The 13,539-nt window shown below is 62.5% G+C and carries 10 protein-coding genes and 5 pseudogenes; 2 read left to right on the plus strand and 13 right to left on the minus strand.

Annotation, left to right across the window (positions count from 1 at the left end; all coding sequences use genetic code 11):
* Positions 1–39 precede the first annotated feature (39 nt).
* Positions 40–2,073: an FAD-dependent oxidoreductase gene (locus tag ASG68_RS12360; RefSeq protein WP_062579094.1), complete on the plus strand. Its 2,034-nt coding sequence runs from the start codon at positions 40–42 to the stop codon at positions 2,071–2,073.
* A gap of 310 nt (positions 2,074–2,383) precedes the next feature.
* Here the strand turns inward: ASG68_RS12360 and ASG68_RS32340 are convergent.
* The 9 genes and pseudogenes from ASG68_RS32340 to ASG68_RS12395 form a co-directional block, all read right to left on the minus strand.
* Positions 2,384–2,831, minus strand: a pseudogene (locus ASG68_RS32340) (hypothetical protein); the annotation flags it as partial.
* Position 2,832: 1 nt separating this feature from the next.
* Positions 2,833–3,143: pseudogene (locus ASG68_RS30600) on the minus strand (ATP-binding cassette domain-containing protein); the annotation flags it as partial.
* A 31-nt stretch (positions 3,144–3,174) separates the two neighbouring features.
* Positions 3,175–3,747 (minus strand): annotated as a pseudogene (locus tag ASG68_RS12370) (ATP-binding cassette domain-containing protein); the annotation flags it as partial.
* 178 nt (positions 3,748–3,925) lie between these two features.
* A partial coding sequence (locus ASG68_RS12375) for an ABC transporter permease (protein WP_156384870.1) occupies positions 3,926–4,420 on the minus strand: 495 nt, incomplete at its 5' end.
* Positions 4,421–4,593: 173 nt separating this feature from the next.
* Positions 4,594–4,986: pseudogene (locus ASG68_RS12380) on the minus strand (proline/glycine betaine ABC transporter permease); the annotation flags it as partial.
* A 114-nt stretch (positions 4,987–5,100) separates the two neighbouring features.
* On the minus strand, positions 5,101–6,027 hold the full coding sequence (locus ASG68_RS12385; protein ID WP_156384868.1) for an ABC transporter substrate-binding protein: 927 nt from the start codon (positions 6,025–6,027) through the stop codon (positions 5,101–5,103).
* Between the two features lie 26 nt (positions 6,028–6,053).
* Positions 6,054–6,266 (minus strand): annotated as a pseudogene (locus tag ASG68_RS31360) (glycine betaine ABC transporter substrate-binding protein); the annotation flags it as partial.
* Positions 6,267–6,373: 107 nt separating this feature from the next.
* Complete coding sequence (locus tag ASG68_RS12390; protein ID WP_062582675.1) at positions 6,374–7,720, minus strand: NAD(P)/FAD-dependent oxidoreductase; 1,347 nt, start codon at positions 7,718–7,720, stop codon at positions 6,374–6,376.
* 3 nt (positions 7,721–7,723) lie between these two features.
* Positions 7,724–8,608 (minus strand): dihydrodipicolinate synthase family protein, encoded by an 885-nt coding sequence (locus ASG68_RS12395; protein ID WP_062582674.1) that lies wholly within the window; start codon positions 8,606–8,608, stop codon positions 7,724–7,726.
* 237 nt (positions 8,609–8,845) lie between these two features.
* On the opposite strand from ASG68_RS12395, the gene ASG68_RS12400 reads away from it, so the two are divergent.
* Positions 8,846–9,556, plus strand: coding sequence for a GntR family transcriptional regulator (locus ASG68_RS12400; RefSeq protein WP_062582673.1), 711 nt, complete (start codon positions 8,846–8,848; stop codon positions 9,554–9,556).
* 52 nt (positions 9,557–9,608) lie between these two features.
* On the opposite strand, the gene ASG68_RS12405 is transcribed toward ASG68_RS12400, so the two are convergent.
* The 4 genes from ASG68_RS12405 to ASG68_RS12420 all read right to left on the minus strand — a co-directional run.
* A complete protein-coding gene (locus tag ASG68_RS12405; RefSeq protein WP_062582671.1) occupies positions 9,609–10,661 on the minus strand; it encodes a proline racemase family protein in 1,053 nt (350 codons plus the stop codon).
* A gap of 105 nt (positions 10,662–10,766) precedes the next feature.
* A complete protein-coding gene (locus tag ASG68_RS12410; RefSeq protein ID WP_062582670.1) occupies positions 10,767–11,783 on the minus strand; it encodes an Ldh family oxidoreductase in 1,017 nt (338 codons plus the stop codon).
* Between the two features lie 20 nt (positions 11,784–11,803).
* Positions 11,804–12,914, minus strand: a 1,111-nt coding sequence (locus tag ASG68_RS12415) for a quaternary amine ABC transporter ATP-binding protein (protein ID WP_244484207.1), incomplete at its 5' end; no start/stop codon positions are given.
* A 130-nt stretch (positions 12,915–13,044) separates the two neighbouring features.
* On the minus strand, positions 13,045–13,539 hold a 495-nt coding region (locus ASG68_RS12420), incomplete at its 5' end, for an ABC transporter permease (RefSeq protein WP_156384870.1).

Consider the following 13,539-nt stretch of genomic DNA (forward strand, 5'->3'; position numbering starts at 1 on the left):
CGTCTCTCGGCCGACCTTTATCATGAAACAGGTTTCACCATGACCAGCGCATTCCCCAAGACCTTCTCCGAAATCACGCTTGCCGGCCACACGCTGCGCAACCGCATCGTCTTCGGCGCTCATACCGCCAACATGTCAGTCAACGGGCTGCCCGGGGACCAGGCGATTGCCTATTATGTCGAGCGGGCGATCGGAGGTGCTGCGATGATCGTCGTCGAGCCGATGCCGGTTCATCCGGCGGCGGTGCTGACACGCGGCAATTTCCGCACCTGCGACGATTCCGTCATCCCCGCCTTTCGAAAGCTGACGGACAGCGTCAAGCGACATGGCGCCGTTATCGTCCAGCAACTCTATCATGTCGGCAGTCACGGAGATTCGGACCTGTCTTTTCACGCGCACTGGTCGCCTTCGGGTGGACCAAGCTACCATGACAGCGACGGCTCGCATGCGATGACGGAGGCTCAGGTCGAAGAGACTATCGAGGCTTTCGTCAAGGCGGCGCAGCGCTGTCAGGCGGCCGGGTTCGATGGTGTCGAGGTTTGGGCGGCCTACGGTGGCTTGCTCGATCAGTTCTGGACGCCGTTCTACAACAAGCGCGAGGACAAGTGGGGCGGCAGCCTGGAGAACCGCACCCGGTTTTCACGCGAGATCCTGAGCCGGATTCGCCGGCTCTGCGGCCCGGATTTCATCGTCGGCTTGACGGTGAGCGACGAGCCGGGCTGTCCCACCGCGCTGACGCGCGACGAGATCACCGAAATCGTCGCGGGCCTCGATGCCGACGGGCTGATCGATTACGTCACTTGCGGCTCCGGCGGCTATTTCGACTATGGCAGCCTGATGCCGACCTTCCTCTATCCCGAACGCCTGGGCATCGAGCTTTCCGCACGGTTGAAAAAAGTCGTCACCCATGCGCTGGTAACGGCGGAAAGCCATATCCGCACGGCGGAAAATGCCGAGATCACGCTGGGTGAGGGCGTCGCCGACCTCGTTTCCATCGTGCGCGGCCAGATCGCCGATCCGCATCTCGCCAACAAGGCGCGTCGTGGCACGCCGGAGGATATTCGCGGTTGTCTCTCCTGCAACCAGATGTGCTGGGGCCGCCGCTCACGCGATTACTGGATCAGCTGTCTGATCAATCCCTCGGTCGGTCGCGAGGCCGAATGGGGTGGCGACAGGTTCGAGCCGGTCACCGATCCGCAATCCGTCCTCGTGGTCGGCGGTGGCCCGGCCGGACTGGAGGCGGCGCGTGTCGCGGCCGAGAGGGGGCACCGGGTGATCCTGGCAGAAGCATCCGACCGGCTGGGTGGCGCCTTCCGGTTGGCCGGCGAGCAGCCGAGACGCGCCCAGATCCTCGACCTGATCGGCTGGTATGAAACGCGCTTCGCCAAGCTCGGTGTCGAGGTGCGATTGAACACGTATCTCGAGGGGGGCGACGTTGCCGACATCGGCGCCGATGTCGTCATCCTTGCCACCGGCTCCCTGCCGCAGGAAAACGGCTTCCAGAAGGCGACGCCGGACCGGGCTGAGCTTCAGGGACTTGGACGCGGCAATGTATTCTCGGCAGAAAGTGTCATGGCGCGCCAGGCGCGAGTTGGAACCCGGGTGATCGTGGTCGATGAAACCGGAGGCTGGAAGGGCTGTGGAACGGCATGGAAGCTTGCCGAGCAGGGCCATCAGGTCATGCTGGTGACACCGGACGCACTGGTCGGCAAGGAATTACAGCGCACCGCAGCAGACGCGCCACTGAGGCGGACACTCAGCAAGCTCGGGGTCCAGTTCCGCACGGAAACCAGCGTCGACAGCTGGCAGGGCAATGCGGCCGTGCTGATCTCGCATCTGACGGGAGCGACGGAAACGGTCCCGGCCGACAGTCTCGTCTTCGCGACCACCAACAGCGCCGCCAATTGGCTGGCGCTTGAACTCGCCGATCTCGGCATCGCCTTCCAGGAAATCGGCGACGGTGTTGCGCCACGGCAGGCACCCTACGCGTTCTACGAGGGGCGCAAGGCTGGCATGGGGATCGCGGCGAAGAGTGCTGAACACGTCACTGAGCTTCAGGCCAAGGCGGTGTGAGGGACGGGAGCATCGTCACGACAAAACGCTAAACTGATTGTTTAACGACGTGGCGACCCCACCCTCCGTCATACTCGCCCTTGTGGCGGGTATCCAGTGACCCGACGTCTGTCGGGTCAAAAGACTCTTTCAGCTCAATGACTTGAGGTGGCGTCATTCGCGAGACTGGCACGGGAATGACGGAGGGAGAGGTAACCGCAGAACGTCCCAAGCGGACTTCAACGCCGCCAGAAAAAGACTTTGTCAGTAGTTTGAACCCACGAGGCATGCATCGCGGGTTTTGTCGTTCGTCTCTGGTCGGTCTTCCTATTCAGGCCGTCGCTCCAACCTTCGCCGGCCCAGTTATGGCCACAGCACCGTCGTGCCTAGGCGTGACGAGCGCATTGACGAGTTTGATGAAGCTTGCGGTGCCGACTGTTTTTCCTGTTTGGTCTGTGACGGTTGCTTGAGTTGCGTTTGCGGCTGAGAGGATGCGGACGGCGTCCTCGATTGTGGTTTCGGCGGGGATGGTTGGGCCGGTGGTGGTTGTGGCGGTGTCGATGGGGTCCATTATGGCTTCGACATGGATGACGCGGCCTCGGTTGACCTCGCGGACGAAGTTGGCGACGTAGTCGTCGGCGGGGCGCAGCACGATGTCCTGGCTTGAGCCCTGCTGGATGACCTCGCCGTCGCGCAGGATGGCGATCTGGTCGCCGAGACGTAAGGCTTCGTCGAGATCGTGGGTGATGAAGACGATGGTCTTTACATAAATTCCGCCGNGAGCCCTGCTGGATGACCTCGCCGTCGCGCAGGATGGCGATCTGGTCGCCGAGACGTAAGGCTTCGTCGAGATCGTGGGTGATGAAGACGATGGTCTTCTTGATCTCCTTCTGCAGGTCGAGCAGAACGGTCTGCATGTCCATGCGGATGAGCGGGTCGAGGGCGGAATAGGCCTCGTCCATCAGCAGAACAGGGGCGTCGTTGGCGAGTGCGCGGGCCAGGCCGACACGCTGCTGCATGCCGCCCGACAGCTGGTTGGGATACTTCTGCTCGAAGCCTTTCAAGCCGACGCGCTCGAGCCAGCGCATGGCGGTAAAAGAGAACGCATCCACTGGGGATTANGAGTGCGCGGGCCAGGCCGACACGCTGCTGCATGCCGCCCGACAGCTGGTTGGGATACTTCTGCTCGAAGCCTTTCAAGCCGACGCGCTCGAGCCAGCGCATGGCGGTGTCGAGGCTCTGCTGCCTGGAAATGCCCTGGATCTCCAGCCCGAAGATGGTGTTGTCGAGCACGCTGCGATGGGGCAGAAGCGCGAACTTCTGGAACACCATGGCGGTCTGGTGGCGGCGGAATGCCCGCAGGTCCGTCTCGTTCATCTTGCAGACATCGGTGCCGTCGACCAGAACCTCGCCGGCGGTCGGGTCGATCAGCCGGTTGATATGGCGGATGAGGGTGGACTTGCCCGAGCCGGAGAGCCCCATGATCACCTGGATCGAGCCGGACGGCATCTCGATATTGATGTCGCGCAGGCCCAGAACATGGCCGTGCTTCTCGTTGAGTTCGGCCTTGGTGAGGCCGGCCTTGACCGCCTCGATATGGGAGGCGGCATTGGGTCCGAAGATCTTGTAGAGATTGCGGATGCGGATGCCGCCGAAGGCGTGGTCTGTTGTCTTCTCAACCACGAAACGGTGCATGTTTCCGCGCTGGCCCGCGACAGCNTGCTTCTCGTTGAGTTCGGCCTTGGTGAGGCCGGCCTTGACCGCCTCGATATGGGAGGCGGCATTGGGTCCGAAGATCTTGTAGAGATTGCGGATGCGGATGCCGCCGAAGGCGTGATCGCCGGCTTTTGGGCCAGTCTTGCCTGTTGTCTTCTCAACCATGGACGACCTCCCTGTGCTTCTGCAGGCGCTTGCCATAGGCCTGGCTGACGCGATCGAACATGATGGCGATGCCGACGATGGCGAGACCGTTGAAGATGCCGAGGGTAAAATACTGGTTGGCGATGGCCTTCAGGACGGGCTGACCCAATCCCTGCACGCCGATCATGGAGGCGATGACGACCATGGCGAGCGCCATCATGATGGTCTGGTTGATGCCGGCCATGATGGTGGGCAGTGCGAGCGGAAGCTGGACCTTGAACAGCTTCTGTTTGCCGTCTGCGCCGAAGGCATCGGCGGCTTCGAGCACGTCGCGGTCGACGAGGCGGATGCCGAGATCGGTGAGCCTGATCATTGGCGGGATGGCATAGATGACGACGGCGATCAGGCCGGGCACCTTGCCGATGCCGAGCAGCATGACGACGGGGATGAGATAGACGAAGCTCGGCATGGTCTGCATGACGTCGAGGATCGGGCTGACGGTGCGCTGNACTCGGCCTGATCTACAAGATCGACATCGAAGATGATCGTATGGTGAGCATAGATGACGACGGCGATSAGGCCGGGCACCTTGCCGATGCCGAGCAGCATGACGACGGGGATGAGATAGACGAAGCTCGGCATGGTCTGCATGACGTCGAGGATCGGGCTGACGGTGCGCTGGATGCGGTCGGAGCGCGACATCAGGATGCCGATCGGCAGGCCGATGGCGATGGACATGACGGTGCAGACGAAGATCATCGAGATCGTCCGCATGGTGTCGTCCCACATGTCGAAATAGCCGATGAGCAGCAGCGTGGCGAGACAGCCGCCGACGATCCTGAGGTTGCGGGTGGCGGCAAAGGCRATGGCGAGGATGATGRCGGTGATGACCGGCCAGGGCGTCTTCAGCATGAAGCGCTCGGCATAGATCAGGAACTGCTGCAGCGGATAGAAGAAGCCCTCGATCATGTCGCCATAGGCGCGGGTGAAGCCGCGAAAGCCCTCGTCGATCGCCTTCTTCAGATTGCGCAGGCTGTCGTCGTTCATATGCGGGAATTTAAAAAACCAGTCCATTCCGTTCCCCTTGTCGAAAAAGCCGATCGTTCTTTTTGCTGTTCTTCGGCGTGCGATGGCGATGCGCCGGATGGCGCATCGCCTGTCTCTGAGATGTCGTTCAGGCCGTGGCGCTTAGAGCGATGCCTCGATCTTCTCGGCGGCTTCCGGCGTGACCCAGGCCTTCCAGACGTCCTTGTTCTCTTCGAGGAAGTGCTTGGCGCCGTCCTCGCCCGATGCCTGGTTGTCGGTCATCCAGGACATCAGCTGGCCGAGCGTCTGGTTGCTCCAGGAGCGCTTGTTGAGATAGTCCATGACTTCCGGACCGGCCTTCTCGGAGAAGGGCTTGGCCACCAGCGTCACGATCGTGTCGATCGGCCAGGCGTTCGGCTTCGGATCGGCGCAGTCGGCCACCGTGTTGCAGCGCTTCCACTCGGCCGGATCGTTCTCGACGCCATAGTCGAGGCGGACCATCTCGTACTTGCCGAGAAGGGCCGTCGGCGCCCAGTAATAGCCGACCCAGCCTTCCTTGCGCTCGTAGGCCTTGGCGATCGAGCCGTCGAGACCGGCGGCCGAGCCCGTGTCGATCAGGTTGAAGCCGGCCTTCTCGCCCTCGAACGCCTTGTAGAACTGCGCCGTCACCACCGTGCCGCCCCAGCCCTGCGGTCCGTTATAGATCGCGCCCTTCGACGAATCCTCCGGATCGGGGAAGAGTTCGGGATGCTTCAGCGCATCGCCGATGGTCTTGATGTCGGGATGGGCGTCGGCCAGATATTTCGGGATCCACCAGCCCTGGACGCCACCGTCCGGCAGCGGCGAGCCGACCTTGATGATGCGGCCCTCGTCGGTGCCCTTCTTGACGACATCCGGCAGAAGATCGATCCAGGCCTCCGGCGCGATATCAGGCTCGCCCTTCTCGGCCATGGAGGTAATCGTCGGGACCGTATCCCCCACCGTGATCTCGGCGCTGCAGCCGTAACCCTCGTTCAGGATGATCTTGTCGAGGTTGGAGATCACCTCCGCACTCTGCCAGTTCATGCTGGCGATCGTCGGGCACTGAATCCATCACGGTGTAGGCAACTTCAGCNCATGGAGGTAATCGTCGGGACCGTATCCCCCACCGTGATCTCGGCGCTGCAGCCGTAACCCTCGTTCAGGATGATCTTGTCGAGGTTGGAGATCACCTCGGCGCTCTGCCAGTTCATGCTGGCGATCGTCATGCTGCCGCAATCCGCATGCGCCAATGACACGCCCGATACACTCCCCAACAGCAATCCACTCAATGCCAATAGTCTACGCATGTTCGTTCCCTTGTTAGCGGCCTGGCGTTGACCTGCCGGCGTGCCGCGCCGTCCGGCAGAAAACTCGTTGTCTCCCGGCCGCCTCGGTGGCCGTGGCATTTCATTGTCTATTCTGCGCCGGCGCGCCATTCGCGAAACGCAAGGCTCGTTTTCGCCCCGATCGTCCTGAAGGGTTGGGGCGGTAGCGACATCGGCGTATCGAAACGCGAAAAAATGTCCGTGAGCCGCGTCTTCTGCCCGAGCATCATATCGGCGGCGGCGATCCCGTTCGCTGTCGCCTTGGTGGCGCCAACGCCGTTGCAGCCGCAGGCGGCAAAGATACCGCGCTCGATCTCGCCGAAGGCCGGCACCGAATTCCACGTCAGAGCCATGGCGCCACCCCAGCGATATTCCATCGGGATATCCGCAAGCTTCGGAAAGCGTGCCTGATATTTCTCGTCGTGTTTGGCACCGGCGCGGCGCAGCGTGCCTTCGCCCGCGACGATGTCGTGGTGATAGGTGTAGCGCGAGCGGACGAGGATGCGGTCGCCGCCCTGTCCCTGGACGCGCCGCACGGTCGTGCCCATCGGCATCGCCGGCGTCGCCGCCCATTTGCGCTGGCCCGGCAATCGACTCGGATCGAATTCCCGTGTCATCGAGGCGAAGGTAAAGATATGGAGCAATCGGCTCTTGAAGAAGCCGAAGCTTTCGGCATGGCCATTATTGGCCATTATTATCCTGGCTGCGCTGACGGAGCCCCGCGGCGTGCGCACCAGCCATCCCGACCCCACACTCTCGATCTTTACCGCCGGGGTCTGTTCGTAGAGCCGGACCGGCTCGCGCAGGCTGTCGGCGAGACCTCGGATATAGGCCGCCGGCTGGACCATAATCGTGCCCGGTGTGAAGAGAGCCGACGTATAGGTATCGGTGCCTGTGACATCGGCGATCTCACGGGCATTGAGCAGCTGATACGGCTCACCGATCTTCGCAAGACCATCGGCGTAATCGACCAGATGGCGGTCGCCTTCGTCACTGATCGCGACGCTGTAGCGGCCGCAGGGATCGAAAATGTCGCGGCCCCAGCCCTGTTCCTGCGCAACTGTGCTGGCAAGACGAATGGCCGTGCGGCTGATCTCGATCGCTTCGCGGCTCTTGGTCGTCGTGTCGCCGCCGTAATCCTCCGAGGAGACTTCATGCGGCAGGTCGATGATGAAACCGGAATTGCGCCCGGCCGCCGCCTCGCCGATGATTCCGGCTTCCAGAATGGCGACTGTGAGGCTCGGGTCGATCTCCGCTATGCGCCGCGCCGCCGACAGGCCCGCGAAACCGCCGCCGATGATCACGACGTCGGCGGTAACCTGCCCTTCAAGCCGGGGTTTTGGCTGGCGGGGCGCAAGCATGGCCACCCAGCCGGAGATACCGGTGTTTTTCGGCAGCCGGGAGGCGACAAAGACCTTTTTCGCGGCGTTGCTCACAGGTCACGCTTCCCGTTGGATGAGGTCGCCGAGCGTCGTACGGATGATCTCAACGCGCTCGGCAGGCAATGCCCGCAGCGGCTTGCGTGGCGAGCCGGCGCCATAGCCGGTCAGCGCGGCGGCGGCATAGACCGACTGTACGTAGTCACCGTCCCAGATCAGCGACATGGCCGGTTCGAGCACGGACCAGATTTCGCGCGCCTTGACCCAGTCGCCGGCGGTTGCGGCAGCGACCAGCGCAAGCGCGGTGCGCGGCGCAAAGTTCGCGCCCCCCCAGATGAGGCCGCTGGCACCGGACCACAGAGCGAACGGAACGAGATGATCGGCGCCGTTCATGACCGGCAGGCCGGTGCGGATAAGGGAGGCCTGTTTGCCGAGATCGCCGCTCGAATCCTTGACGGCACAGAAATTCGGGATGGCGCACAGCGCGCTCAGCAGTTCCGGCGTTACGGTGACGCCGACGGCATGCGGGACATTGTAGCCGATGACCGGCAGGCCGGCGGCGGCGACTTCCGTGTAGAAATCGATGATGCCCTCATCGTCGGTCGGGCCTTCGAAGAAGGGCGGCAGGACCATGACGCCGTCGGCGCCGCAATCGGCCGCGAATTTCGTCCGCTCGACCACATCGGCCGTGAGCAGTGCCGATGTCTGGGCGATGACCTTGGCGCGGCCGTTGATGATCTTTGCGCCGCGCTGCACCAGTTCCTTCGATTCGTCCGTCGTCAGGTAGACGTGCATGCCGGTGCCCGAACTCAGAACAAAGCCAGGCACGCCGAGCGCCAGGTAGCGCTCGATATTCTGCTCCAGCCGTGCGTAGTCGATCCGGCCTTCCGTGTCGAAGGGCGTGGCAATTGCGAGGTTCAGTCCAGGGAAGGGAAAGGCAGCCATCGGCAAGGATCCAGTTTTGAGGCGATCAAGGCATTGGCGGTCGATCGCATTTGACATTCAGACGATATAATACAATAAGTAGACAAATAATATTCTGTCAAGTGGTCGCGCTAATATGTCGATCGAGGCAAAGCGGTTCCGGTTTCTGTTGAAGAATTGGCGGGGACGCGGCAGGACAGGAAACAGCAGGCTTCGAATCGTCTATCATCGATAGACACGCCGAGCGGGGAGACGAACATGGCAGTGGATCAGGTGCCTGAACTGAACGCCGGGGGTGACAGGAAAGCAGTCCTGAGCAGCAGCCTGCGCCACCGGATCCTGACGATGCAGATCGCGCCGGGTTCCGTTCTGGACGAGGTGGCGCTCAGCGAGGAATTCGGCCTGTCACGGCCACCGGTGCGCGAAACCATGCGCCAGCTTGCGGGCGAGGGGTTTATCGAGCTGGAGGCCAATCGCCCGGCCCGCGTGACGTCAATGAGCTACCAGTCGCTTCGAGACTTCTTCCTGGTCGCGCCGATGATCTATGTCGCGACCACCAAGCTCGCCGCCGAAGTGGCGACGAAGGCGGATATCGACGGGCTGCGCGAGATCCAGAACAATTTCCGCGATGCCGTGCAGAACGGCAATATCGACGGCCGCGTCTTCTACAACGACCAGTTCCACCTGCGGATCGGCGAGGTGGCGAACAATGCCTATCTGCTGCCGAGCCTGCGGCGACTGCTGATTGATCACGCCCGGATCGGCAAGATCTTCTATCGTCCGAGCACGGCCCGCATGCAGGAGGAGCTGGAAGAAGCCTCCCGCCAGCACGACGATATCATCGATGCCATTGCCGCCCATGATGGTGAGCGTTGCGATGTCCTGGTGCGCGCGCATCTCGATCTCTCGCGCAAGAACATGGCCATGTATGCGGCGCCCGAGGGCATGCAGATCAGCACGGGAATCTGAGGCTTTGCGGTGAGGCGACCGGTTAAGGCCGCCTCACGCATTTTCCGTGGGACTACGCCCAAGTGTCGCCGACGGTAAAGCCTTCGGTGAAGGGGTCGTCGTGGTCGAGCACGATCGTGTTCAGGCCATAGATCCAGCTGGTTCCGGTGACGGTCGGCACGACGGCGCGGCGGTCGCCGATTGCAGTCTCCTCGACCAATCGTCCCGTATAGACATTTCCGAGAATGCTCTGATGGCGGAAGGCTTGGCCGAGCGGCAGTTCGCCCTTGGCATGCAGCACCGCCATCTTGGCGCAGGTGCCGGTTCCGCAGGGGCAGCGGTCGATGGCGCCGGTCCAGGTCGCCGGGTCGTCCCAGGAAAAGGTGCCGGAAGCCATGGTGACGGCGTTCTTCCAGTCCGCGTTCGGATCCTCCGTCGGTCCGGACAGCTGGGTAATGGTGATGCCGACGCCGGGATAATCGGGATGGGCGACGGGCAATTGCTCGATTGCGGCTTCCCGGATCAACGCGGAGACGCGGGTGATTTCGCGACCATGCTCCGGTCGAAGCTCCAACCCCTTGAACTGGCGGACGTCGGCGATCACGTAGAACATGCCGCCCCAGCCGACATCAACCGTGACCTTGCCGAGATACGGGACATCGATCACCGCGTCGAGATGGGCGGCGAAGGCCGGGACGTTCTTGAAGGTGACATTCTTGACCTTGCCGTTGCGGCATTCGGCCGTCACGCGGATCAGGCCGGCCGGCGCTTCCAGCACCAGTTCTGTCACCGGTTCCTTCATCGGCAGCATGCCCATTTCGAGCAGAACGGTCACCACCGAGATCGTGTTGCCGCCGGACATGACGGGATACTCGATCTGCTCCATGATGATGTAGCCGGCATCCGCCTCCGGATGTGTTGGCGGTACGATGATGTTGCAGCAATGGGCGGAATAGCCGCGTGGTTCGCGCAGCAGCAGCTTGCGCAGCCCGTCATCATTGGCTTCCAGCCACTTCATCTTGTCATAGACGGTGTTGCCCGGGATATGCGGAATTCCGCCGGTGACCACGCGCATGGGCGTGCCCGCATGGGTGTCGATGGCCTGGATGGTTCGCTTGAAGGTCATGGGTCTGGTCCTGATCGGGTTGGTGTTTGGTGAAAACAGGGCATGCGTCTGCATTCGCGTCGGGTGTGCGGCGCGTCGGAAGATCGGACGGCTGGTGCGGCAGTCTCAGGTCTGGGTCATGGTGCCAGAAGCAAAGGCGAGGACGGCGTCGTAAATGCTGCGCGGCATGGCAAATGTCTTCGCTCTGGCCTCCGCAAGATCGATGCCGTTGACGCCGGGAATGTAGACGCCGAGATCCTGCAGGCGTTTTGCCTGTTGGCGGGCGCGGGTAATCCGGCCTTCGTCGATTGTGCCGGGCATCATCGCCAGCACCGTCAGTCCGATCCCGGGCGAGCGGTCGCCAGACCGGAAATCCGCCACATCCAGCGACCAGGGGCCGCCGGACAGACCGGCAGAAAGCATTTCCACCATCAGCGCGACATTGGCGCCCTTGCGCCCGCCGAAAGGGAGGAGAGCGCCGGCCAGTGCCTTGGCGGCATCCAGGGTATCGGTGCCTTCGGCATCGACGGCCCAGCCTTCGGGGATAGAGCGTCCCTCGGCCTCGGCCGCGACGATGTTGACGAAGGCGGTTGCACTCGACGCCTGGTCGATGATCATCGGCGGCAGGCCGTCGCCGAGCGGAAAGCCGAAGGCGAGCGGATTGGTGCTGTAGACCTTGGGGCCGCCGGGTTTGGCAACGACCATCGGATTGGCGTTCGTCGCCGCGAGGCCAACCAGTCCACGGTCGGCGAGACGGCGGACGAAATAGCCGATTTCACCCGCCGTATAACTGTTGGTCTGGGTGAAGATGGCGATCCCGAACGTGCCCGCCGCTGCGACCAGATCCTCGAAGGCGAGGTCGAAGCCGAGTTGCGCCACGCCCCGGTCGGCATCCGAGGACAGATAGGCGGGGAAGGGGCGGTCGAGCCGAGGTTGCGGATTGCCGTTGATCCGCCCTTCGCGGAAGCTGTTGAGGTAATCGACCATATGCGGGAAACCGAGCGTCGGCGGCCCGAAGCGCACAGCCGACAGGGTTGCATCGACGAGCGAGCGGGCGCTGGGCCGGTTGGCCCCGGCGTGAAGACAGGCTTTCATAGCCAGTTCTTCCGCCTCGGCCTGGCCGAGTTCGATCGTTTCAGACATTCATTTCTCCGAAGGAAGGTTCAATGCCTAGGCGTTACCAATGCATTGACGAGTTTTGTGAAGCTTGCGGACCCGACCGTTTTGCCTGTGTTGTCTGTGACGGTTGCTTGTGTTGCGTTTGCGGCAGAGAGGATGCGGACTGCGTCCTCGATTGTGGTGTCGGCTGGGATGGCCGGTCCGGAGGTGTTGGGGCCGGTGGAGATTGTGGATGCGGCGTTATCGACGGGGTCCATTATGGCTTCGACATGGATGACGCGGCCTCGGTTGACCTCTCGGACGAAGTTGGCGACGTAGTCGTCGGCGGGGCGCAGCACGATGTCCTGGCTTGAGCCCTGCTGGATGACCTCGCCGTCGCGCAGGATGGCGATCTGGTCGCCGAGACGTAAGGCTTCGTCGAGATCGTGGGTGATGAAGACGATGGTCTTTTTGATCTCCTTCTGCAGGTCGAGCAGGACGGTCTGCATGTCCATGCGGATAAGCGGGTCAAGCGCCGAATAGGCCTCGTCCATGAGCAGGACCGGCGCGTCGTTGGCCAGTGCGCGGGCCAGGCCGACACGCTGCTGCATGCCGCCCGACAGCTGGTTGGGATACTTCTGCTCGAAGCCTTTCAAGCCGACGCGCTCGAGCCAGCGCTGCTGCATGCCGCCCGACAGCTGGTTGGGATACTTCTGCTCGAAGCCTTTCAAGCCGACGCGCTCGAGCCAGCGCATGGCGGTGTCGAGGCTCTGCTGTCTGGAAATGCCCTGGATCTCCAGCCCGAAGATGGTGTTGTCGAGCACGCTGCGATGGGGAAGCAGCGCGAACTTCTGGAACACCATGGCGGTCTGGTGGCGGCGGAACTCGCGCAGGTCCGTCTCGTTCATCCGGCAGACATCGATGCCATCGACCAGAACCTCGCCGGCGGTCGGGTCGATCAGCCGGTTGATATGGCGGATGAGGGTGGACTTGCCCGAGCCCGACAGGCCCATGATCACCTGGATCGAGCCGGACGGCATCTCGATATTGATGTCGCTGAGGCCGAGTACATGGCCATGCTTCTCGTTGAGTTCGGCCTTGGTGAGGCCGGCCTTGACCGCCTCGATATGGGAGGCGGCATTGGGTCCGAAGATCTTGTAGAGATTGCGGATGCGGNTGCTTCTCGTTGAGTTCGGCCTTGGTGAGGCCGGCCTTGACCGCCTCGATATGGGAGGCGGCATTGGGTCCGAAGATCTTGTAGAGATTGCGGATGCGGATGCCGCCGAAGGCGTGGTCTGTTGTCTTCTCAACCATGGACGACCTCCCTGTGCTTCTGCAGGCGCTTGCCATAGGCCTGGCTGACGCGGTCGAACATGATGGCGATGCCGACGATGGCAAGACCGTTGAAGATGCCGAGGGTAAAATACTGGTTGGCGATGGCCTTCAGGACGGGCTGACCCAATCCCTGCACGCCGATCATGGATGCAATGACGACCATGGCGAGCGCCATCATGATGGTCTGGTTGATGCCGGCCATGATGGTGGGAAGGGCGAGCGGCAGCTGGACCTTGAACAGCTTCTGTTTGCCGTCTGCGCCGAAGGCATCGGCGGCTTCGAGCACGTCGCGGTCGACGAGGCGAATGCCGAGATCGGTGAGCCTGATCATTGGCGGGATGGCATAGATGACGACGGCGATGAGGCCCGGCACCTTGCCGATGCCGAGCAGCATGACGACGGGGATGAGATAGACGAAGCTCGGCATGGTCTGCATGACGTCGAGGATCGGGCTGACGGTGCGCTG

The sequence above is a fragment of the Rhizobium sp. Leaf453 genome, assembly GCF_001425605.1.
Classification (GTDB): domain Bacteria; phylum Pseudomonadota; class Alphaproteobacteria; order Rhizobiales; family Rhizobiaceae; genus Pararhizobium.